Annotated in this window: 19 protein-coding genes and 1 pseudogene; 13 read left to right on the plus strand and 7 right to left on the minus strand. The window is 71.2% G+C overall.

The features are described from left to right. Positions 1-9: 9 nt before the first annotated feature. From ACTOQ1_RS18120 to ACTOQ1_RS18130, 3 genes and pseudogenes are all read right to left on the minus strand, one after another. A pseudogene (locus ACTOQ1_RS18120) lies at positions 10-987 on the minus strand (IucA/IucC family protein); the annotation flags it as partial. Next, positions 984-2,717 (minus strand): IucA/IucC family protein, encoded by a 1,734-nt coding sequence (locus ACTOQ1_RS18125; RefSeq protein ID WP_440068542.1) that lies wholly within the window; start codon positions 2,715-2,717, stop codon positions 984-986. The pseudogene ACTOQ1_RS18120 and the gene ACTOQ1_RS18125, both read right to left, overlap by 4 nt. A gap of 122 nt (positions 2,718-2,839) precedes the next feature. Beyond that, the gene (locus tag ACTOQ1_RS18130) at positions 2,840-3,997 is read right to left on the minus strand and encodes an ATP-grasp domain-containing protein (protein WP_440068544.1); all 1,158 of its coding nucleotides are present in this window, start codon (positions 3,995-3,997) and stop codon (positions 2,840-2,842) included. A 177-nt stretch (positions 3,998-4,174) separates the two neighbouring features. Between ACTOQ1_RS18130 and ACTOQ1_RS18135 the strand changes: the two genes are divergently transcribed. From ACTOQ1_RS18135 to nudC, 6 genes are all read left to right on the plus strand, one after another. Then, the gene (locus tag ACTOQ1_RS18135) at positions 4,175-4,597 is read left to right on the plus strand and encodes a hypothetical protein (RefSeq protein ID WP_440068546.1); all 423 of its coding nucleotides are present in this window, start codon (positions 4,175-4,177) and stop codon (positions 4,595-4,597) included. 123 nt (positions 4,598-4,720) lie between these two features. Next, positions 4,721-6,109 carry a sensor histidine kinase gene (locus ACTOQ1_RS18140; RefSeq protein ID WP_440068548.1) on the plus strand — a complete coding sequence of 463 codons (1,389 nt, stop codon included), beginning with the start codon at positions 4,721-4,723 and terminating at the stop codon, positions 6,107-6,109. A gap of 91 nt (positions 6,110-6,200) precedes the next feature. Beyond that, complete coding sequence (locus ACTOQ1_RS18145) at positions 6,201-6,863, plus strand: response regulator transcription factor (RefSeq protein WP_440068550.1); 663 nt, start codon at positions 6,201-6,203, stop codon at positions 6,861-6,863. A gap of 96 nt (positions 6,864-6,959) precedes the next feature. Next, positions 6,960-7,757 carry a hypothetical protein gene (locus ACTOQ1_RS18150; RefSeq protein ID WP_440068551.1) on the plus strand — a complete coding sequence of 266 codons (798 nt, stop codon included), beginning with the start codon at positions 6,960-6,962 and terminating at the stop codon, positions 7,755-7,757. A gap of 2 nt (positions 7,758-7,759) precedes the next feature. Next, complete coding sequence (locus tag ACTOQ1_RS18155; RefSeq protein WP_440068552.1) at positions 7,760-8,395, plus strand: class F sortase; 636 nt, start codon at positions 7,760-7,762, stop codon at positions 8,393-8,395. A gap of 326 nt (positions 8,396-8,721) precedes the next feature. After that, positions 8,722-9,699 carry an NAD(+) diphosphatase gene (gene nudC, locus ACTOQ1_RS18160; protein ID WP_440068554.1) on the plus strand — a complete coding sequence of 326 codons (978 nt, stop codon included), beginning with the start codon at positions 8,722-8,724 and terminating at the stop codon, positions 9,697-9,699. A gap of 175 nt (positions 9,700-9,874) precedes the next feature. Here the strand turns inward: nudC and ACTOQ1_RS18165 are convergent, their stop codons facing one another. Then, positions 9,875-10,129: a glutaredoxin domain-containing protein gene (locus ACTOQ1_RS18165; protein WP_440068556.1), complete on the minus strand. Its 255-nt coding sequence runs from the start codon at positions 10,127-10,129 to the stop codon at positions 9,875-9,877. A gap of 58 nt (positions 10,130-10,187) precedes the next feature. After that, positions 10,188-11,459, minus strand: a complete 1,272-nt coding sequence (locus ACTOQ1_RS18170; protein ID WP_440068558.1) for an alpha/beta hydrolase fold domain-containing protein — start codon at positions 11,457-11,459, stop codon at positions 10,188-10,190. A 190-nt stretch (positions 11,460-11,649) separates the two neighbouring features. Here ACTOQ1_RS18170 and ACTOQ1_RS18175 point away from each other — a divergent pair, with 190 nt between their 5' ends. The 4 genes from ACTOQ1_RS18175 (at position 11,650) to ACTOQ1_RS18190 (ending at position 15,709) form a co-directional block, all read left to right on the plus strand. Next, positions 11,650-13,722, plus strand: coding sequence for an ATP-dependent DNA helicase UvrD2 (locus ACTOQ1_RS18175; protein WP_440068560.1), 2,073 nt, complete (start codon positions 11,650-11,652; stop codon positions 13,720-13,722). Beyond that, entirely contained in the window at positions 13,719-14,585 is an 867-nt protein-coding gene (gene tesB / locus ACTOQ1_RS18180; protein WP_440068562.1) for an acyl-CoA thioesterase II, read from the plus strand. The genes ACTOQ1_RS18175 and tesB overlap by 4 nt, the downstream gene beginning before the upstream one ends. Positions 14,586-15,128: 543 nt before the next feature. Beyond that, complete coding sequence (locus ACTOQ1_RS18185; protein ID WP_329085648.1) at positions 15,129-15,398, plus strand: WhiB family transcriptional regulator; 270 nt, start codon at positions 15,129-15,131, stop codon at positions 15,396-15,398. A 116-nt stretch (positions 15,399-15,514) separates the two neighbouring features. Further along, the gene (locus ACTOQ1_RS18190) at positions 15,515-15,709 is read left to right on the plus strand and encodes a hypothetical protein (protein ID WP_440068564.1); all 195 of its coding nucleotides are present in this window, start codon (positions 15,515-15,517) and stop codon (positions 15,707-15,709) included. 463 nt (positions 15,710-16,172) lie between these two features. Here the strand turns inward: ACTOQ1_RS18190 and ACTOQ1_RS18195 are convergent, their stop codons facing one another. Continuing rightward, positions 16,173-17,510 carry an ABC1 kinase family protein gene (locus ACTOQ1_RS18195; RefSeq protein ID WP_440068566.1) on the minus strand — a complete coding sequence of 446 codons (1,338 nt, stop codon included), beginning with the start codon at positions 17,508-17,510 and terminating at the stop codon, positions 16,173-16,175. Positions 17,511-17,573: 63 nt separating this feature from the next. Further along, positions 17,574-18,674, minus strand: coding sequence for a ThiF family adenylyltransferase (locus tag ACTOQ1_RS18200; protein ID WP_440068568.1), 1,101 nt, complete (start codon positions 18,672-18,674; stop codon positions 17,574-17,576). A 465-nt stretch (positions 18,675-19,139) separates the two neighbouring features. On the opposite strand from ACTOQ1_RS18200, the gene ACTOQ1_RS18205 reads away from it, so the two are divergent. The 3 genes from ACTOQ1_RS18205 (at position 19,140) to ACTOQ1_RS18215 (ending at position 21,178) form a co-directional block, all read left to right on the plus strand. Then, positions 19,140-19,925 carry an enoyl-CoA hydratase/isomerase family protein gene (locus tag ACTOQ1_RS18205; RefSeq protein WP_440068570.1) on the plus strand — a complete coding sequence of 262 codons (786 nt, stop codon included), beginning with the start codon at positions 19,140-19,142 and terminating at the stop codon, positions 19,923-19,925. Positions 19,926-20,066: 141 nt separating this feature from the next. Then, complete coding sequence (locus tag ACTOQ1_RS18210) at positions 20,067-20,582, plus strand: M48 metallopeptidase family protein (RefSeq protein ID WP_329085638.1); 516 nt, start codon at positions 20,067-20,069, stop codon at positions 20,580-20,582. Further along, positions 20,579-21,178 (plus strand): DUF2064 domain-containing protein, encoded by a 600-nt coding sequence (locus tag ACTOQ1_RS18215; RefSeq protein WP_440068572.1) that lies wholly within the window; start codon positions 20,579-20,581, stop codon positions 21,176-21,178. Before ACTOQ1_RS18210 ends, ACTOQ1_RS18215 begins: the two co-directional genes overlap by 4 nt. The last annotated feature ends 71 nt before the right edge of the window (positions 21,179-21,249 follow it).

Here is a 21,249-nt window from a genome sequence, read left to right on the forward strand (position 1 = left end):
CGGGCCCATCCGGACGATCACGCCGAGCCCTTCCAGCAGCCGGGTGCCCAGCTCCGCGGAGCGATAGCCCGGTTCCGGCAGCCAGCGGGTGCCGGGGAAGGCGGCCGCCAGGTCGAGGAACACCGGTTCGAGGCGGCGGCTCAGCTCGACCGCGCCCGCCAGCTCGTACCAGGAGTTCTTCCGCACGCAGTTGGTGATCCGCACGTCCAGGCTGAACTTCAGGCACCGGTCGATCAGCGGCTCGTAGACCGTGCGGACCGACGACGTGGGAACCGCCGTCCGGGAGCTGTCGCCCAGGTCGACCAGACGGCCGTCGGCCAGCGGCGCGGCCAGGTCCGCCGCGAGCAGTTCCAGCTGCCACGGGTGCGCGGGCAGCAGCGAGTAGCCGGGCGGCGCCTGGCCGAGCTCGTCGAGCGCGCCGGTGTCGCCCGCCTCGGCCAGCACGTCGTCCCTGACCCCGAGCAGCCGCAGCGGGAAACTCGCGTGCGCCTCGGGCGCGTAGCGCAGCCAGCCCTCGCCGCCGCGCGCCTTCGGGCTGGGATGGAACGGGTGCCCGAAGACCAGCGCCTGCTCCGAGGCCAGCCACGGGTCGGCGGGCGGCGGGACCTCCCGCCGGGCCGCGATCAGCGTCGCCAGGGCGTCCCTGCTCGCGGCCACCTGGGCGCCGAACTCGTCGTTGCCCTCACCCCCACCGTCACTCTCGCCGAGCTCGGCCTCCACCAGCCGGACGAGCAGGTCCGCCGAGAGCGGCTGCCAGGAGTCGTTCTCCAGCCACTCGGGCCGCCCTTCGAAGCGCAGCGCGAGCCCGCCGTGCGCACGCGCCCGCAGGCGGGTGCCCGCGACGCGCAGCAGCACGTACGGTTCCTCGTACCCGACCTGCCCGCGAGGTCCCGCGATCTCCCTTACGCAACAGCGCAGCAGCGCCGACACCGAGGCCTCCTCGGCGAGGGCGACGGCGGCGGGTGAGCCGAGGGCGAGGCTCGTCATGTCGTCCTTTGCGTGATCTGGGAGGGCTGGCGGAGATAGTTCGGCCCGCTCGTGCCGTAGAACTTGTTCACGTCCCGCGCACCGGTGCGCGCCTTGTCCACCAGGGTTCCGGCGGTGATCATCGACTTGCCGACGAGCCGGGCGGCGTCGAGGGTCCTGGCCCGCAGCAGCCTGGCCATCGGATCCTCCCCGTACTCGTCGAGCGCTTCGGCGAGCGTGCCGCGGACCAGCTCGGAGGCCGCCGGCGGCGGCAGCGCGCCGAACGTCACGGCGGCGGCGGCCAGGTGCAGGGTGATGGTCACGAACACGTCGGCGAGCGCGTGCGGGTCGTCGGTGAACATCCGCGCGTCGGCGAGGTCCGGCACCGCGAGTCCCGCGTCCCTCAGCCTGTCGGGCGAGGTCAGCAGGCCGTCGTTGTCCTTGACGAGCAGCCGTACGACCCCCTCGCCCGTGGCGCCGCCACCCGTGGCCTCCCCACCTCCGAACACCAGCGAGAGGTTCTGCTGGTGGGCCTCCAGCGCCGTGCCGTACCTGACGAAGAGCCGCACGTGGAAGCGGAACAGCACCCGCAGGTACCGGCCGAGCAGCCGGGCGACGTCCCCGCCGGACCATCTTCCCGCGAGCTCCTCCACGACCAGCCCGCCCCCCGGCAGCGGCGCCGTCAGCGCCGCGACCGGGACGACCTCCCCCGCGGGGTGGCGGCGCAGGAGCCAGCCCAGGTACTCGTGCCCGGCGTGCCCGTACGTCTGCTCGTCGGCCAGGAGCACCTCCGGATCGGGCATGGCCCGCAGGAGCAGCTCGGCCCGCGCCCCGTCGGCGAGAGTGTCCGGTTTGAGCGACCTCCGGTTGCGCAGCCCGAGGGTGCTGGTGGTCAGCGGCAGCTTCAGGTGCGTGCCCGGGGCGATCTCGACCGTGCGCATCGACAGCGTGGGCCTGACCTCCAGGCGCGCCAGCGGGGCCACGACCGTCCCCGGGATCTCCTCGACCGCGGGGACCGTCAGCGGGTGCACGGGGAACAGCACGTGGGTCTCCGCGAGCTCCGAGGCCAGGCCGACGGCGGGGAACCCGGGCGCCCCCGGCATCTCCGCCCCGGTGAGCCGCTCCCGCGGCACCGCGGCCCAGCGCAGCTCGAAGGAGGGCGCGAACTCCGGCGCGTACGCGGTCAGCTCCTCGTCGGACAGGCCGATCCGGCACCGGGCCGTCGGGTAGACGGGGTGATCGACGAACGCGGCCAGCGTCTCGTACCACATGCCGTCGCGTCCGCTCCCGCCGCCCGCCGTGCGCGCGGTCCCGTTCCCCGCCGTATGCCCGCTTTCCTGGCTCTGGCCCTGGTCCGGTGTACGCGTGAGACCGGGGCGAGCGGCGGGACGTACGGCGGCGATGGTGGAATCCAGCCTGGCGAGCACCTCCTCGCGGTGCACGTCGTGAAGGTCGAGGGCGCGCAGCGCCTCGCGGCACTCCGTGACGAACGACTCGACCCCGGCGGCGTCGGCGGGAGCGGAGATCTCCCGCAGGGTGCTCAGGACCTCTTCCAGGCGCAGTGCCTCCTCCGGGGCCGCCACGAAGTCCTGGAACAGCGAACCGGGGGTCAGCCGGACCCGCCTGCCCCCGGGCAGGACCAGCGCGACGCCGTCCCTGCCGCGGGTCACCCGCCCGGCCAGGCCGCCGTAGTCCTCGCGCAGGAGCGCGTTCAGCACCCGGGTGGCGAGGTATCGTTCCCGCCCGCTCACGGGGCCCCCGCCGCTCACACGGTCACTCGCGGATCCCCGGGTCACGCGGTCGCCTGCGGGTCCCCGGGTCACGCGGTCGCCCGTGGAACTCCGGTCCACGCGGTCGTCCGTGGGCTCCCGGCTCATGCGATCACCCACGGGTTCTCCGCGGTGAAGGCCGCGACGGCCGCGTCAACGCGTGCCCGGTCGGGCCCGATCGCGCGGACGATGCCCATGTAGTCGCGGTTGGTGTTGCTCAGGTCGATCCGGTCACCCACGGCGCGCAGCGGCCGGTGCCAGATCCGGACCGGATCGCCGGGCGCGGGGACGATCGTTCCGGGAGACCTCACCACGGTCCCCGGGCGGTCGGCGACCACGCTCAGCGCGGTCGCGTGCCCCTCCGTCCGATCGGGGAGCTTCGGTTCGGCCCCGAGATGCACGCTGAGAACGAGTTCGAACAGGGGCACGTCCAGCATGCTCGCCAGCAGGAAGTCGCAGTGGTCGCCGATGACCCGGTAGTTGACCTCGACGATCCGCGGCCCGGCCGGGGTCATCACGTACTCGGTGTGGCAGGCCCCGAACCCCACCCGCAGCGCCTCCAGCGCCCGCAGCACGTGGTCCCTGCCGGGAGGCGGCTCCCAGTCGAGCCTTTCCTCCACGAAGTGCGGCAGCGGTCCCAGGGTGGTGCGGAAACCGCCGAGCACCCTGATCCGCTCGCCGTCGCCGAGGGTCTCCATCGTGTGCAGCGGCCCGTCGAGATACTCCTCCACGACCAGTGTCTCTCCCGGCCGCCTGTCCCGGATGGCCGCGACGGCCGTCGCGAGCTCGCCCGCGTCGCGGACCAGCACGACGTCCTCGCTGGCCACGCCCTCGCGCGGCTTCACGACCGCGGGGAACGGCATGCCGGCGGGCGGTGGGTCGGCCGGTGCCAGCCGCGCGGAGCGAACGGTCTCGACTCCGGCGGCGGCCAGTCGCCGCCGGGTGAGCGCCTTGTTCTTGGTGTCGACGCAGGCCCGCCAGTCCTTGCCGGGAAGACCGAAGTAGGCGGCGGCCAGCGCCGTCTCCGCCTGGATGTGGTCGGAGTTCGAGAAGATCGCGTCCGGGACGCGGTGGTGCGCGACGGCGTCGATCACGGCCCGCGCGTCGCGCACGTCGCAGCGGAGCACCTCCGCCCCGGAGTCGCGGTACCGCTCGGGGCGGTCGGTGAGGATCGTGACCTCACAGCCGAGCGCGCGTGCCGCCGGGAGGAAGCCGTCGGTGACCGAGTCGGTCGGCTTGAGCGCGGTGAGGTACAGCCGCAATGCAGGGACCCCCGATATCAGGCAAGGCTAACCTAACTCGGCGATCCTAGCCTGAGGCCGATCAGCACGCGGAGGCGATCGGCCTATTGACAGTACATGTCCGTGTCGTCCGATGATGAGAGTCTTCTCATCTCCATCCCAGCCTGATCTCCTATGGCGGCGCCTAGCGTGGACGCCATGAGCCGCAGGACGTCAACCGTCAGCATGGTGATCGGGATACTCGTCACCGCGGTCGCGATGTTCGCGGTCGTGGTGCTGGTCCAAGGCAGTCCGGGCAGCCTCGGGGAGGCCGTCGTGGTCGACAGGGAACGGGGCGGGGAGACGGCCGAGACGGGCACCGCGCAGCCGCGGCCCCCCGGAGACTCCACGGCACCGGCCGGCCCGGGAGCCTCGGACGGCTCCGGGGCACCCGGCGACCCGGAGGCGCGGGACGACCGGACGCCCCCGGGATCCGCGACCTCCGGCGAGCCCGGCGCGTCCCGCCTGGCCGGAAGGGAGCGGGCCGAACGGGTGCAGCCCCCACCGCCACCGCGAGGCGGGGGAGACGACGACGGTGGCGACGACGACGGCGGCGATGACGGCGATGACGGCGACGACTGAGACTGCGGCTGAGACGGAGCCGGGGACGACTGAGGCCACGACTGCGGCTGGGACGGGGACGACTGGGACGGCGGCCGGAACGGGGACGGCCGGAACGGCGGCGGCAGAGGCGACGGCCGGGCGGTGAGCGCACGGACCCGCATCGTGGGTTGGACGCTCGCGGTCGTCGCCCTCGCCCTGAGCGTCTCGGTGTTCGCCACCTGGACCATCCTGCTGGTCAGGCTCGAAGACCGGGTGAACGCCGAGCTGGCCAACGAGGTGGAGAAACTCCACTGGTACGCGAAGAACTCGACCGCCTCCCCGCCGGCGCTGCTCGAGGAGTACCTGAAGATCAACGCGCCCGACCGCCACGAGACCTTCTTCGTGATCCTCGACGGGAAGGTCCGCTGGCGTACGTACGCGGAACCCCCGGCCGTGCTGGACACCGACCGGGCGCTGGTGGCGCGGATGGCCGCCGCGACCGAACCCACCTGGGACTGGGCTCCCAGCACGGCGGGGCTCGTCCGCTGGGCGGTCGCACCCGTGATCGCCGACGGCGAGGTCGAGGGCGCCTTCGTGGCCATCGTCTTCTACGACCTCGAACGCCGCGAGGTCGTCGAGGCGGTGCGTGTGCTCGGCCTCACCGCGCTGGCGGCGCTCCTCCTGGCCGGGGCGGGTGGATGGTTCGTCGCGGGAAGGGTCCTCGCCCCCGTGCGGCTGGTCCGCCGGACGGCGGAGCGGATCGGCGGCTCCGGCGATCTCAGCCGGCGCCTCACCGTCTCCGGCGACGACGACGTCTCGGCGCTGGCCGCGACCTTCAACCACATGCTCGACCGGCTGGAACGCGCCTTCGCCGTGCAGCGCGACTTCCTCGACGACGCCGGGCACGAGCTGCGCACCCCGATCACGGTCGTCCGCGGCCACCTCGAACTCATGGGCGACGATCCCGAGGAGCGGGCCGCCACCCTGGCCCTGGTCACAGACGAGCTGGGGCGGATGAACAGGATCGTCGACGATCTGATCATGCTCGCCAGGTCGGAGCAGCCGGGCTTCCTCACCCTTGGGGAGGTCGAGCTCGCCGATCTCACCGTCGAGGTCGTGGCCAAGGCCCGCGCCCTGGGAGAGCGTCGCTGGCGGGTGGACGAGGTGGCCGAGGAACAGGTCACGGCCGACCGGCAGCGCCTCACCCAGGCGCTGATCCAGCTCGTGGCGAACGCCGTGCGGCACACCGGTCCAGGCGACCTGATCGCGGTCGGTTCCGCCGTACGGGAGGGCAGGGTGGAACTGTGGGTGCGCGACACCGGTCCCGGCGTGCCCGCCCAGGATCGCGAACGGATCTTCAACCGCTTCGTCCGAGGTGCGAGCCGCACCGGGTCGCACGACGGCGCGGGGCTCGGTCTCGCCATCGTCCGCTCCATCGCCGAGGCGCACCGGGGCACCGCGCGGGTCCGCGCGGCCGACGAGGGCGGGGCGCTCTTCCTGATCTCCTTCCCGTACGAGGAGATCCCCGTGACGCTCTCGTACGAGCACTGATGTCCCCGTACGAGGAGAACTCCCGATGTCCTTCCACGCCGCACGGTGTGGAAGGCGCGACCGTGACAGTCCCCCGAGGGAGGAGCCGAGGGTGAACCGCATCCTGATAGCCGAGGACGAGGGCCGGATCGCGTCCTTCCTGGAGAAGGGCCTGAGAGGCAACGGGTTCACGACCACCGTCGTCGCGGACGGTGTCGCGGCGTACGAGTACGCCCGTGCCGGTCGCTTCGACCTGATGATCCTGGACATCGGGCTTCCGCTGAGCGACGGCTTCACGGTCCTGCGACGGCTCCGGCAGGAGATGGCGACCATCCCCGTGATCATCCTCACCGCCCGCGACAGCGTCGCCGACACCGTCGCGGGTCTTGAGGGCGGGGCCGACGACTACCTCGCCAAGCCCTTCTCCTTCGAGGAACTGCTGGCACGGGTACGGCTCCGCCTGCGCCCTGAGCGCGTCCCGGAGACGACCGTCCTGCGCGTCGGCGACCTCGCCCTGGACCTGCGGACCAGGCGGGCTCACGTGGGCGAGCACTCCGTCGACCTGTCCACCCGCGAGTTCGCCCTCGCGGAGATCTTCTGCCGCCACCCCGACCAGGTTCTCACCCGCCAGCAGCTGCTCAGCCACGTGTGGGGTTTCGACTTCGACCCCGGCTCGAACGTGGTGGACGTCTACGTCCGCTACCTGCGCCGCAAGCTGGGAAACCAGCGAATCGAGACCGTCAGGGGGTCCGGCTACCGCCTGCGGGTCCGGTGAGAGTCCTCTCATCCCGCGCTCATGATGGGTCCACCGGCCACCGGAAATCTGGAGTCATCCGAACAGAAGGTGCGGAACGACTTTCAGGAGGGCCAGATGAGCCTGGTACTACGGCGGACCCTGCTCGCCATCGCGATCACTCTCGGACTCGGGACCACCGGCGTCCTCGCCGGTATTCCGGCGGCCCAGGCATCCGCGTTCCCGGCTCCGCCCACGGCGGTTGCCAACGTCGCGGACGACGACGATGACGATGACGATGACGACAGAGGCGGTGATGACGACGACGGTGGTGACGACGACCGGGATGACCGGGATGACCGCGACGGCGGCGATGACGGCGATGACGGCGATGACGGCGACGACAAGGACGACCGGCGAGCCGGACCCGCCGACGACCGGGACGACGACCTCCCCCGGGGCGGCGTGGAAACCGGCCAGGGCAGCACGTCGCGCGATGACGATGACGACGACCGGGCGCCCGCGGGTGGGGTGGACACGGGCCAGGGTGGTGCGTCGCGCGATGACGATGACGACGACGACCGGGCGCCCGCGGGTGGGGTGGACACGGGCCAGGGTGGTGCGTCGCGCGATGACGATGACGACGACGACCGGGCGCCCGCGGGTGGGGTGGACACGGGCCAGGGTGGTGCGTCGCGCGATGACGATGACGACGACGACCGGGCGCCCGCGGGTGGGGTGGACACGGGCCAGGGTGGTGCGTCGCGCGATGACGATGACGACGACCGGGCTCCGGCCGGTGGGGTGGAGACCGGGTTCGGCGGGACGGCCGAGAAGGAGGGCGTGCCGCTCTGGGTGCCGGCGGGACTGGCCGGTGCCGGGCTGCTGGCGGGCGGCGGCTTCTGGTTCAGCCGCCGATTCACCTCGGGGAGCTGACCGTGCGGACTCCCGGTGCCCTCGTGGCCGCTCTCTCCACTCTCTCCGCCCTCGTGGTCATGACCGCGTGCTCCACCGAGGTCGCCGCGCACAGCGCCTCAACAGCCTCCACGGTCTCCGAAGCCTCCACGGCTTCCACGGCCCCCGAAGCTTCCACGGTCTTCACCGCCGCCCAGGTCGTACGACCTCCGGCCAGGGGTGAGGTCGCCAACCCGGTGCGGCTCCGCGTCCCGGCGATCGGGGTCTCCACCTCGGTGATCGCGCTGAAACTGGACGCGAGGAACAAGCTGGTCGCTCCGGTGCGCTTCGACAGGGTGGGCTGGAACAAGGCCGGTCCCGAGCCCGGCGAGGCCGGTGCGGCGGTCATCGCCGGGCACGTGGACTCCAGGACGGGACCCGCTGTCTTCCACCGGCTCGGGAAACTCCGCCCGGGACACCGCGTCCACGTCGACAGGGCCGACGGAAGCACGGTGACGTTCACCGTCCGGCGCCTGGCCCGCTTCCCGAAGAGCCGGATCCCCGACAGGCAGGTGTACGGCTCCGCCAAGGGAGCCGAGCTGAGGCTCATCACCTGCGGCGGGACCTTCGACCGCGAGCGGCGCAGCTACCGTGACAACGTGATCGTGTTCGCGAGCTGACGGCTCGGCGCCACGGGGACGGCCGGGTGGAGCGTGCCACGAGAGGCGCGGGTATCGGGAGAGAGGTCCCGGTGCCCGCGCCCGCGTCGTGTTCCCGTCCCTGGATCCCCGGCCGCACCTCGGGCTCGTGCCGGAGGAGCCCGGAAGAAGCCGTGAGAGCCCGGGGAACCCCGGACCGCGGGAAGCGGGGACGGAGAGAGGGAGGAGGGAAAAGCCGGTGATGTGCTGGAACGCGTACCGCCCGCTCCCGCCCGTACGCCGGGAAGGGCGGAGAGGGCCCCGCCCGGCGACATAGTATGTGCACTCGGTTGGGGAGGCGGAACAGCGTGGAGATCACGGCACAAGAAGGACTGTTGGGGCCGCTGCTGCTCGCGCGCAGTGCCATCGACCGGTCGGCGATGCTTCGCGGCGACGCCGAATGGCTCGAAAGGACCTGGGCGGACGCCGCGACCAGGGTCGTGGTCGTCGACGACGGGCAGGCGCTGGTCCGGCGCAGTGGCGGAGAGGTCAAACTGGTCCTGCTGCCCACGGCCGACGCGCCGGAGGGGGAGCGCTACCTGCTCGGTGTCGACGCCGAGGGCGTCGCCTACTTCGCCGTGGCCGCTCCGCTGGCCGACAGCGTCCACAACGGTTCCTTCAACCGGATCCTCTCCCCGCTGGCGCCCTCGGAGCCGGCGGAGGACCAGACCCTCACCGCGGGGCTCCGGCAGGTGGGGTCGTTGCTGGGCGACCTGGACGCCGGGCTGCTGGTGTACGCGGTCGCCCTGGACGCCTGGCATTCCACCCACGAGTTCTGCCCCCGGTGCGGGAGCGGCACCGAGGTGCGCGCGGGCGGGCACGTGCGCGTCTGCCCCAAGGACGGCAGCCAGCACTTCCCCCGGGTCGATCCCGCGGTGATCATGCTGATCCACGACGACGATGACAGGTGCCTGCTGGCCAGGGGACCGCAGTGGCCGGAGGGGCGGCTTTCGGTGCTGGCCGGGTTCGTCGAGCCGGGCGAGTCGCTGGAGCACGCCGTGGCGCGCGAGGTGGCCGAGGAGGTCGGTGTGCGCGTCGCCGAGCCCCGCTACATGGGCAGCCAGCCCTGGCCGTTCCCGCGCAGCCTGATGCTCGGCTTCTTCGCGCGGGCCACGTCGACGGAGTTCGTCCTCGACCCCGAGGAGATCGCCGAGGCCCACTGGTTCAGCCGCGCCGAGCTACTGGCCGCGACGGAGAGCGGCGAGGTGCGCCTGCCGTCCGAGGTGTCGATCGCCCGCAGGCTCATCGAGACCTGGTACGGCGAACCGCTGACCGGCGGCTGGTGACCCCGCCCGCCGCGGAAAGGCCTCGTCACCGACCGGCGGCCGGCGGGCCGTCCTGAGCGAGGCCGTCCGGGGGAGATCGTCCGGGGGAGATCGTCCGGATGGAGGCCGTCCCGGCAGACGGGAGCCCCGGTGTCCGTGGAAGCGGAACCGGGGCTCGGGCGTCGCGGGGGAGCGGCTACACGCTCGCGCCCGCCAGGATGCGCTTGACTTCGATCACCGAGGGGTTGGTCCTGACGATCCGGCCGGTGGGGGAGTCGACAACGACGGTGGGTACGACCTGGTTACCGTTGTTGACGCTCATGACGAACGTGGCGGCGTCCGGGTTGCTCTCGATGTCGATCTCGTTGTAGGAGATCCCCTCGCGGCTGAGCTGGCTCTTCAGTCGCTTGCAGGGGCCGCACCAGGTTGTGGTGTACACAGTCAGCGCCATGTCGTGAGAAATCCCCTCATGTGATGTCCGGCGCCATTGGCAACAAGGCGAGGGCCGTTCATCTTCCCGATGAGAGCAGCTTCTCCGCGACCCACTGCTGAACCCGTTCCGCCACGCCGGGCAGCCGGTAAAGAGGCGCGCTGTGCTCGATGCCGGGCTCGGTGACGATCGTCACCGGCACGCCGACCTGGCGCAGGTGCTCCTTGAGCTGCTTGCCGTGCTCCGGCGACACGAACTCGTCCTCCGAGTGCACGACCAGCATGGGCGCGTCACCGCGGCTCGCGTGCCAGGGGACCTCCATGCTCGCCCATACCCGGGCGCACTTGCCGGTGGGCTCACAGCCTCCGGCGAGCTTGATGGCCGACTCGCGCAGCTTGCGCTTCTCCAGGTCGAAGGTGTCGGTGCCCTCGGTGTACGCCGTGAGCGGGGAGATCACCGGGGAGATGCCGACCACGCCGCGCAGGCCGGGCAGGCGGCTCTTGTAGGTGCCCGCCGCACCGGCCAGGTGGCCTCCGGCGGAGAAGCCGACGATCACGTAGTTTTTCGGGTCGAAGGACCACAGCGCCGCGTGCCGCCGCGCGGTGGCGATCGCGTCGAGGGTGTCGGTGCGCTGGGCCGGCCAGGAGGCGTCGGTGGAGAGGCGGTAGTTGATGTTGAAGACGACGTAGCCCTGCTCGGCGTAGCTCCGGCTTACCTCGGTCATGTACTTCTTGTCACCCGACGACCACCAGCCGCCGTGGATCAGGAAGACGCCGGGCCGCTTCAGCTCGTCGGTCTGGTACCAGACGTCCATGCGCTGGCGAACGTGCGGGCCGTACGCGACGGTGTTGACGACGGTGCCCTGGGCCAACGGGTCGGGCTCCGCCACCGGAGGGGGTGTCGGGTTGCCCTCGCCGGTCCTTCCCGTGCCGCTCTTCGAAGGAGAAGTAACGGCCTTCCCCGCGCCGGCCTTCCTGGTCTCGGCCGCGCCGGCTCCGGCGGCCCTGGTCTCGGCCGCGTCCGTGGCGGTCCTGCCGGCACCGGTCCTGCTGACACCGGCCCTGCCGACGCCGGCCACTCCCACGCTGGCCACTCCCACGCTGGCCCTCGCCATGCCGTACCTGCCGGTGTCCGCCCTGTCCGCTCCGGACCTCTCCGTACCGGAAGCCCTCCCGGTACCGGTCCCGGCCGTGTCGGCGGTCCCCCCGGTGCCGGCCTTCGCCGGGCTGGGCGTACCGCTGGGCTGGGCTGGAGTCGAGATCGCGTGGGCATGCGCGGTCGTGTACACCACCGCGGGTCCGACCATCGCCGCCGCCAGGGCGAGCGCACCCACGGTTACCCCAGTTCGCACGGGCCTCTTCCTTCCCCGGAATCGTTCGGCCCCCATTGTGGAGTAAAAAGGCCGCTTTGTGCATCTCGGCGAACCACATAGGTTGACGGCGGCGAGTTGCCAGAATGACTGATGCTTGGTCGGTGACTGGGAGGATGTTGCCGCCCGGTCCGTTCGACCGCGTGTGTTCGACTGCGTGTAAGGAGGCTCCGTGGGGCCCGACGACGTTCTGGCGGCACTGGATCCCGAGCAGCGTGAGGTGGCCGAAGCCGTCCGGGGGCCGGTCTGCGTCCTCGCCGGAGCCGGGACGGGCAAGACCCGCGCCATCACCCACCGCATCGCGCACGCGGTCCACAGCGGGGTGGTCGACGCCCAGGGCGTGCTGGCGGTGACGTTCACCACACGCGCGGCCGGTGAGCTCAGGCAGCGGCTGCGGCAGCTCGGTACGCCGGGCGTGCAGGCGCGCACCTTCCACGCCGCCGCGCTGCGCCAGCTCACCTACTTCTGGCCGCGCGTCATCGGTGGCGACCCGCCCAGGGTGATCGAGTCGAAGCTGCCGCTGCTGATCGACGCCTGCCGCTCCCTGCGCAAGAACCAGGACCGCTCCGAACTGCGCGACATCGCCTCCGAGATCGAATGGGCCAAGGTCACCCAGATCGCCCCCGAGGACTACGCGGAGGCCGCCAGGAAGGCGGGCCGCACCTCGCCCGTGCCCCCCGAGGAGGTCTTCCGGCTCTACGAGGCCTACGAGAACCTCCGCCGCGAGCGGCACCTGGTCGACTTCGAGACCATCCTGGAGCTCACCGCGGCCGTGATGACCGAGCACCGCGAGGTGGCCTCCCAGATCCGCCAGCAGTACCGCTACTTCGTGGTCGACGAGTACCAGGACGTCAACCCGCTGCAGAAGCTGCTGCTCGACACCTGGCTCGGCGGGCGCGACGACCTGTGCGTGGTCGGCGACCCCAACCAGACGATCTACTCCTTCACCGGCGCCACCCCCCGCTACCTGACCGGCTTCTCGGTCGAGCACCCCAACGCCACCGTGATCAAGCTGGTCCGCGACTACCGCTCCACCCCCCAGGTCGTCTCCCTGGCCAACCGGGTGCTCGACAGGGCGCGGACCCCGCACAAGCTCGCCCTGATCGCCCAGCGCCCGGACGGCCCCGAACCGGTCTTCACCGAGTACGACGACGAGACCGCCGAGGCGGAGGGCGTGGCGCGGGCGGTGAAGAAGCTCGTCGGCGGCGGCGTGCCGACCCGCGAGATCGCCGTGCTGTTCCGGGTCAACGCCCAGTCCGAGGCGTACGAGCAGGCCTTCGCCAAGGCCGGTCTGCCGTACGTGCTGCGCGGCGCCGACCGCTTCTTCGAGCGCCCCGAGGTCCGCCAGGCGGTCGTGCTGCTGCGCGGTGCCGCCCGCTCGGCCGAACCCGGCGACACGCTCGTCTCGACCGTGCACCACATCCTGTCCGGCATCGGGCTCACCCCCGAGGCACCCGGCGGCGGCAAGGCCCGCGAGAAGTGGGAGTCGCTGAAGGCCCTGGCCGACCTCGCCGAGGACCTCGCCGCCACCGGCGCCGACCTGCCCGCCTTCGTCGCCGAGCTGGAGCGCCGGGCCGGGGAGCAGCACGCGCCGCCGGTCGAGGGCGTCACCCTGGCCTCGCTGCACGCCGCCAAGGGCCTGGAGTGGGACGCGGTCTTCCTCGTCGGCGTCACCGAGGGCATGCTGCCGATCATCTACGCCGAGACGCTCGACCAGATCGAGGAGGAGCGCCGCCTCCTGTACGTCGGCGTCACCCGCGCCCGCGCCCACCTGGGGCTGTCGTGGGCGCTGGCGCGCTCGCCCGGCGGGCGGCGTTCCCGCAAACCCTCCCGCTTCCTGGACGGGCTCACCGGCCGCTCCGCGCAGAAAAGCCGCGTCGCCGCCCCGGCCGCGGCGGCCGATCGCCGCCAGGTCGCCGCTCCGATCAGCTGCCGGGTCTGCGGCAAGACCCTGGCCGCCGCCGCCGAGCAGAAGCTCGGCAGATGCGCCGGCTGCCCCGCCGACTACGACGAGTCGCTGCTCGAGTCGCTCAAGTCCTGGCGTACGGGAGTGGCGAAGCACGAGAAGATCCCCCAGTGGGCGATCTTCACCGACGTCACCCTCCAAGCCATCGCCGAACGGGCGCCGCTCTCGGAACAGGACCTGCTGGCGATCACCGGAATCGGACGCGTCAAACTGGACCGTTATGGCGAGGCGGTGCTCGAACTGTGCCGTATCGCCGCGAACCGGACGGAGGGCGCGTGAACGAGGCGTTAAAGGAGCTCCTGGACCTGCTCGACCTGGAGCAGATCGAGCTCGACATCTTCAGAGGGCGTAGTCCGGAGGAGCGCATCCAGCGTGTCTTCGGCGGCCAGGTGGCCGCCCAGGCACTGGTCGCCGCGGGACGGACGGTGCCCGACGACCGCAACGTCCACTCGCTGCACGCCTACTTCATCCGTCCCGGCGACCCGGCCATCCCGATCGTCTACAACGTCGAGCGGGTCCGCGACGGCCGGTCCTTCACCACCCGGCGGGTGGTGGCCGTCCAGCACGGCAAGGCGATATTCACGATGTCGGCCTCCTTCCACGTGACGGAGACCGGTGTCGAGCACCAGGCGGTCACGATGCCCCAGGTGGTCGATCCCGAGGGCCTGCCGCTCTTCCAGGACCGGATGCTCCAGGCCGTGGGGACGGATTCGCCACTGCGCGAGTGGGTGTCCAGGCCGAGGCCGGTGGACGCCCGCTACGTGACGCCCCTCACCTGGGAGGCCTACCGCGACCCTGAGCTGCGCGGTTCGAACACCAACGTGTGGTTCCGCTACGACACGGAACTGCCCGACGACCCGCTGCTGCACGTGGTGCTCGCCGCCTACGCCTCCGATTTCACCCTGGTCGACACCGTGCTGCTGACCCACGGCCTGGCATGGGGCGCGTCGAACCTCTCCGGTGCCTCGCTGGACCACGCGATGTGGTTCCACCGTCCTTTCCGCGTGGACGAGTGGATGCTCTACGCCCAGGAGTCGCCGTGGTCGGGGGCGGCGAGAGGGCTCGCCAAGGGAGAGATGTTCACCCGGTCCGGAGAACTGGCCGTGTCGGTAGTGCAGGAGGCGATGATCCGCGTGAGATAGTCGCAAAGTCGCAGGTAGAAAATATGTTGCCCCCTCCCGGGGCCGGGGTTTAGGGTCATGGTCAAGCAAGTCGGACGCTACTGTCCGACGATCCACGAATGGAGGTGAGTCCGCTGTGAGGAACATTCTGATGTCGTCCCAGATGGGGCTCACTTCCGCGCGCCGTAACACCGTTCTGCCTTGTGGCAGCCAGACCATCCTCGCCAGAGGCGCGGCTGCTCTGGTTCTGCAGGCCAACCCTGCCCATCTCCAGGTGGAGACCGGCCGTTGGTTCGCTCCGATCGCCTTCCCGGCGACGGACGTTCCGGCTGCTCGTAACCGAGTGGGCGACAGCTACGCAGCAACGACCAAGCACATCGGAAACGGTGGACTGCGCGGTCCGCAACCCTGGGGGCATCCTCCGGTCATAACCTGACCGAGGAAAAAGCCTTCAGGCCGCGGATCCGCACCCAGGATCCGCGGCCTTCTTGTTTGTCCGCGTCATTCCTGACCCCCACCCCAAGAGGTAATCGAAGATCAACACCTAGCTGAGAGGTGAAGCAGATGGGGGCCCAGACGGTCATGGACCTGATCGACGAAGCCACAATCCCCTGTCGTACCGACCCCGACCTGTGGTTCGCCGAGTCTCCGGAGGACGTGGAGTTCGCCAAGGCGCTCTGCGGAGGCTGCCCGATCCGTGAGGCCTGCCTGGCCCGCGCGCTGGAGCGCGAGGAGCCCTGGGGCGTCTGGGGCGGCGAGCTCGTCCTGCGGGGGGCGATCGTCCCCCGGAAGCGTCCGCGCGGGCGTCCCCGCAAGAACCCGGTCGCTGCCTGAACGATCCGGTCGCTGCCCGGACCGCCGAGAACCACGAACCACCGAGAACCGCACACCACCGAACCACCGAGAACCCGAGCCATCACGAGCCGGACGTTTCCGAAGGGACCATTCCGATGAGCTACTTCACCGCCAGAGGCCTCGACCTGCCGTCTATGCAAGAAGAACTGGTCCGTGACCGAATACGGACCCTTCACCGCGAGGCGGAGGAGCATCGCAGGGCCGCCGGCCTTCAGCGCCTCCAGCGCGCGGAGCGCGACGCGGAGCGTGCCTCGGCGCGCCTGCGGAGCGCGATCCTGCGCCTCGTCTGATCTGTCGTGTCTGTTCGATAAGAACCGGCGGCGACGTGTGGAGAACGCACGACAGACACACGTGGTCGCACGCGAGACGGATCGAAGAACGAGACGGACGAGAAAAGCGAGACGGACGAACGAGGGGTGACCCGCTCCGGCGGGCCACCCCTCAAGCGTCTCGCCAGGCCCACCATGCCACGGGACGCCACCGGGCATCGCCGGGCAGGAATGCCGAGGGATGTCGAGGGATGTCGCGGGACACCCAACGACACCGAGGGGCGGCAGGGGATGTCGCCGGACGGCGAGGGACGCCGAAGGACGTCGCGGGACGCTGGAGGACGGCGAGGGATGTCGCCGAACGTCGTGGGACGGCGAGGGATGGTCGCCGGGCGCCGAGGGGCGCCGAGAGATGTCGCGGGACGGCGGGGAATGTCGCCGGGCGCCGAGGGGCTCGAGAGGCGCCGGGGAAGAAAGACATCCCTCAGGCGCTGGTGAGGGTGGGTTCTCCCGAATCCTCGTCGGCGAATCCGGGGACCCAGCGGATGACCTCCTCGCGGAAGCGGGCGGTGGCGCCGAGCTGGCAGAGGACGCCGACCCCCGCCGCGTGCACGCGGTGGATGAGGACGTACGAGGCGGGCAGGTTGAGCTGGCGCACCACGTTGCCGGGACGCAGGTCGGTGGCCGTGGCGGCCTGCCGCTGGAGCCACTCCCTGCTGAACGAGAACTCCTCCACGGCGGTCGGCTCGACGTAGGGAGCCAGGAACGCCCGCAGGGCTTCGGGGTCGATCTCGATGTGCGGCTGGATGAAGCCCTCGTCACGCAGGCCCTGCACCACGGTCGACATGTCGCCGTTGTTGAAGATGCGGGTCAGTTTTCCGAAGACCTTTGGGTATCCGTCGGGCATCCGGTTGACCGCGCCGAAGTCGAGCACGCACATCCGGCCGTCCTCGACGATCCGGAAGTTGCCCGGATGGGGGTCGGCGTGGAGCATGCCCAACCGCGCGGGCGAGGAGAACAGGAAACGGACGAGCTGGAGTCCGGCCCGGTCGCGCTCCTCCTGGGTGCCGTCGGTGATGATCCGCGACAGTGGGGTGCCGTCGACCCATTCGGAGACGAGCACCTGCTCGTTGGCGGCGATCACGTCCGGGATCAGGAAGTCGGGATCGTCCTTGAACTCCAGGGCGAAGGCGTGCTGGGCCTCGGCCTCGCGAAGGTAGTCGAGCTCCTCGACCACCCGCTCGCGCAACTCGCTCAGGACGGCCTTGATGTCGAGGCCGGGCAACAGCACCCCGAAGAGCTTGCCGAGCCGGGACAGCTGGGTGAAGTCGGAGAGCAGAGCCTTGCCCGCCCCCGGATACTGGATCTTGACCGCGACCGTCCGGCCGTCGTGCCAGACCGCCTTGTGCACCTGCCCGATCGACGCGGCGGCGGCCGGTCTGTCGTCGAACGACAGGAAGTTCTCCTGCCAGTCGTCGCCCAGCTGCTCGACGAGGACCTTGTGCACGGTCGCCGCCGGGAGCGGCGGGGCCGCGTCCTGGAGTTTGGTCAGGGTGGCGCGGTAGGGGCCGGCGATCTCGGAGGGCAGCGCCGCCTCGAAGATGGACAGCGCCTGGCCGAGCTTCATCGCCCCGCCCTTGAGCTCTCCGAGAACCTTGAAGATCTGCTCGGCGGTGCGTTCCTGGATTTCCTGGGCGACGATCTCAGCGGACTTGCCCCCGATCCGCTTTCCGAGACCGAGAGCGGTGCGGCCGGCGAACCCGATCGGCAGGGCCGCCAGCTTGGCGGAGCGCGCAACGGCGCGGCGCGGAAGGTCACTCACCTTGGTTGGCGGCGCGTCCACTGGTACAGCGAGACGCCGCTCCCTCCCTTCGCTGTGTGTCCGTCAGCGGCAGGTAGCCGACGCGACCATTGTTAGCGAACCCAACTCGTTTCGGAAGCAACGACATTGAGGATGAACACTCCAGGATCGCCTCTTCCAGCTCAAATCTGGCAATATTTCCATTGTGCTGTTTGTCACAGCGGGTTCACGGCCGTCGATCACAGCGAGTGCGTGACCTGCCGCCGACGCCGCCACCAGCGTCGACAGCGCCGTGCCACACGCGATTTCTCCCGCGGGGAAGCCACCCAGCCGGGCACTGACGACAGGCCATCCTGGGTCACGATCCCGTCGGGTCAAATCCAGGCAGTGCAGACACGTGCTCCGTCCGGGCAGCACCAGGGGGCCGACCGACCCGGAGCCCTCGAAGGCGGTGACCAGCAGATGCGGGATCTCCCACTCGACGAGCTCCCTGACCAGGAGACCGTCCAGCGGCACCACCGGCGCGAGCACCGCCAGGTCCGGAGGCCTGGCCCCGTCGGCCAGCTGGGCCGCCCCGTCGCCGGTCCAGGCCGTGAGACCGGGCGCCAGCCTCTTGGCCACCGCGACCGCGCCGTCCTGCCTGCTCATCCCCACCTCCGTCCAGCCGAGGCCACCGGGGACGACATCCCGTCGCCGCGCCGTACCGGGATCGATGACGCAGATCCGGCCGACCCCGGAGGCGGCGAGCAGGCCGACGACCTGCGCGCCCACCCGGCCCGCGCCGTAGACCCGGATCTGGGCCTCTCGCCGGCGCTCCAGCGCGGCGAGCCCACCGTCGATCGTGCCCGGGGTGAGGGAGAGCGCGTCGAGATCCGGCTGGAGCCGATCGCGCTCGGCCATCGCGAGCGCGCGCAGCGGGCCTGGACCCGCACCCGCGTCGTCCACCACGCCACGGCTGACCAGCAGGTCGAGCAGGGTCCGGCCGCGCTCCTCATCGAGACCCGCCTCGGCGGCGCCGGCCAGCACGCCCGCGAGATCCCGTACGCCGTCGAGGCTCTCCACCCAGCGGCGGACCTCGGGCTCGAGATCGGTCAGCACCACCGCGTGGCGGGGATGCAGCCCGAACTGCAGGGTGCGCCCGTCGCGGGCGACGCGGCGCAGAGCGGGCTTCAGACGTGGTCGCATCGGAGAACCTTTCCTCGGGGCGGCCTGCGGATGAGCCGGTGAGCGGGGGACGAGCAGGCCGGGGGGTGGCCGGGGGTGGCCGGGTGTGCCAGCGTGGCATGGCCCCGCACGGTCCCGGACGCCTTTTCCCGCGCCTGTGGATAACTCCCGCCCTGTGGATAACCCGCCCCCGGGGCCGATCCGAAATGAGCCTTTCGCCCCCTCCGTCCCGTGGATGCGCTCGTCTCGGGGACGTGGGGGCTTCCGCCTCTCCCGGACGAGGGACGCCCGTTCCGCTCACCGGAGCGGGAAATCCGTCTCGCCTTCCGGGACGGGAAACAGCAGGAGAGACGGCCGGATGGTTTCGAGGGCGACGGGAGGGACGGGGACGATGGGGGCGGCGGGCCGGAGAGGCTGCGGAGGCAGGCGAGGGGCGGGCGGCCCCGGGAGGTGGTGGGCGGGAGAGCGTGGGTTACGCTCCCCGGCATGGACGAGCTCTTGGTCGACCGGCGTGACGACGGCGTCGCGGTGCTCACTCTGAACCGCCCCGATCGGCGCAACGCGATGACCGAAGGAATGACCGCCCGGTGGCGGCTGGCCGTCGCCGATCTCGCGGCGGACCGCGACCTCCGGTGCGTCGTCGTCACCGGGGCGGGAAACGCGTTCTGCTCCGGAGGAGACCTGTCCTGGCTCGCCGAGCGGGCCGCCGAGGGAGTGCCCGCACTTCGCGAGCGGATGCTCGGTTTCTACCGGACCTGGCTGGCGATCGCCGACCTGGAGGTGCCGACCATCGCCGCCGTCAACGGCTCGGCCGTCGGAGCGGGACTGTGCCTCGCCCTGGCCTGCGACCTGGTCTACGCCGCCGAGGAGGCAAAGCTGCTCGTCCCCTTCACCTCGCTCGGCCTGCACCCCGGCATGGCGGCGACCTACCTGCTGCCCAGGGTCGCGGGGGTGGGCGTGGCCCGGGAGATGTTGCTCACGGGGCGGACGCTGACGGGCGCGGAGGCGGCGCCCGCGGGGTTGGTGACCAGGGCGTTTGCCCGCGAGTCGCTGATGGCCGAGGTGATGGGGATCGCGTCGCGCACGGCGGCCGGCGCGCCGGCCGCCACCCGGCTCACCAAGATCGCCCTGGCGGGTGGCGGGCACGCCGACCTCGACGCCGCGCTGCGCTGGGAATCCCTCGCCCAGCCGGTCACGATGATCTCCGACGACATGCTTGAAGGGCTGGCGGCCCAGAGAGAACGACGGGCTCCGCGATTCGGCAACGCATGAGACGGCTGATATCCAGGTTAATTAGATAAGTCACGGTCATAGTTGATCACCCGTGTTGAACAATCGACGAACGGGGATTGACCAGCGGGAACGTGTTCTACCCCCTGGTGTGAATTCGCCATTCTCGGCTACCGTTCATATGTGCCCCCCGAGACAGTCGAGGTCCGCCGCAGTTCTCGCCGCCGGCGGACGGTTTCTGCGTACCGCGACGGCGAGAAAACGATCGTGCTCCTCCCCGCCGGTCTGAGTAGCACCGATGAGGAACAATGGGTGCGCCGTATGCTCGATCGCCTCGCGGCCAAGGAGCAGCGCAGACGTCCCTCCGACGACGATCTGCTTGATCGGGCCGTCGATCTGTCGGCCCGCTATCTGGGCGGGGAGGCGAAGCCGTCGAGCGTGCGCTGGGTGGAGAACCAGCAGCACCGCTGGGGCTCGTGCACCCCTGATCACGGCACCATCAGGATCTCCACACGGCTGCGGGGCATGCCGTCGTGGGTGGTCGACTACGTGATCATGCATGAGCTCGTCCACCTGCTGGTGCCGAGTCACGGCTCGCGCTTCTGGGCGCTTGTGGAACGCTATCCCAAGGCCGAGCGGGCGCGGGGCTTCCTGGAGGGATTCTCCACGGCGGCCCACGGTTCCGCGGAGGAATGTTGACGGAAGACCGAGTGGTGGCCGTTCTCGTCACGCCCTCCGTGGCGGACGCGGCTCCTCCGGGAGTCGACGCCACCGACTTCCTCACCGCCGTCGCCGAGGACGCCTACGAGCTCGTCGCCGGCCTGGACTTCGTCTCTCCCGTCGTGGTGACGAGCGTCCCGGGCATGGAGGAGATCGTCTGGCCGGGCACCCCGGTCGTCGAGATCCCCGATCTTTCCGGCAGTGCCCTGGTCGAGGCGGCCTTCGCGGCCCTGCCGTACGGCGAGCAGGCGGTCCTGCTGAGCGCCGACGCGCCCGACCTGCCCCCGCTGCTCATCGGAAAGCTCTTCCGCGAGCTCGGCAGGGCCAGGATCGCCGTCTGCCCGGACGCGGGGGGCGGCACGGTCGCGCTGGCCGCCCACCTGCCCTATCCGGACTGGGCCGCGGTGGGCCTCGACGACCTCGATCCGATCAAGACGCTCCGCGCCTCCGCGCCCGGCAGCCGTATGGTCGCGAGGGGCCCGGGCTGGCACCGCCTGCGCACCCCCGGCGACATCCGCCTCCTCGACCCGGGCCTGGAAGGCTGGGACAACACACGGGCGCTGCTCTCGCCCTGAGGCCTCGGGGGATCGCGCGCCTGGTCGCCCGTCCGAGCCGTCCGAGTATCCGGCCGTCCGAGTGTCCAGGC

Source organism: Streptosporangium sp. OZ121 (genome assembly GCF_051918885.1).
In the GTDB taxonomy this organism is placed as follows: Bacteria; Actinomycetota; Actinomycetes; order Streptosporangiales; family Streptosporangiaceae; genus Streptosporangium.

Excerpts from the sequence above, each read along its gene's own strand:
- ACTOQ1_RS18135 (WP_440068546.1), top strand. The coding sequence starts at position 4,175 with ATGAGCCGCAGGACGTCAACCGTCAGCATGGTGATCGGGATACTCGTC.
- ACTOQ1_RS18150 (WP_440068551.1), top strand. The coding sequence starts at position 6,960 with ATGAGCCTGGTACTACGGCGGACCCTGCTCGCCATCGCGATCACTCTC.
- ACTOQ1_RS18165 (WP_440068556.1), bottom strand. The coding sequence starts at position 10,129 with ATGGCGCTGACTGTGTACACCACAACCTGGTGCGGCCCCTGCAAGCGA.
- ACTOQ1_RS18185 (WP_329085648.1), top strand. The coding sequence starts at position 15,129 with ATGGGGGCCCAGACGGTCATGGACCTGATCGACGAAGCCACAATCCCC.
- ACTOQ1_RS18190 (WP_440068564.1), top strand. The coding sequence starts at position 15,515 with ATGAGCTACTTCACCGCCAGAGGCCTCGACCTGCCGTCTATGCAAGAA.
- ACTOQ1_RS18200 (WP_440068568.1), bottom strand. The coding sequence starts at position 18,674 with ATGCGACCACGTCTGAAGCCCGCTCTGCGCCGCGTCGCCCGCGACGGG.
- ACTOQ1_RS18205 (WP_440068570.1), top strand. The coding sequence starts at position 19,140 with ATGGACGAGCTCTTGGTCGACCGGCGTGACGACGGCGTCGCGGTGCTC.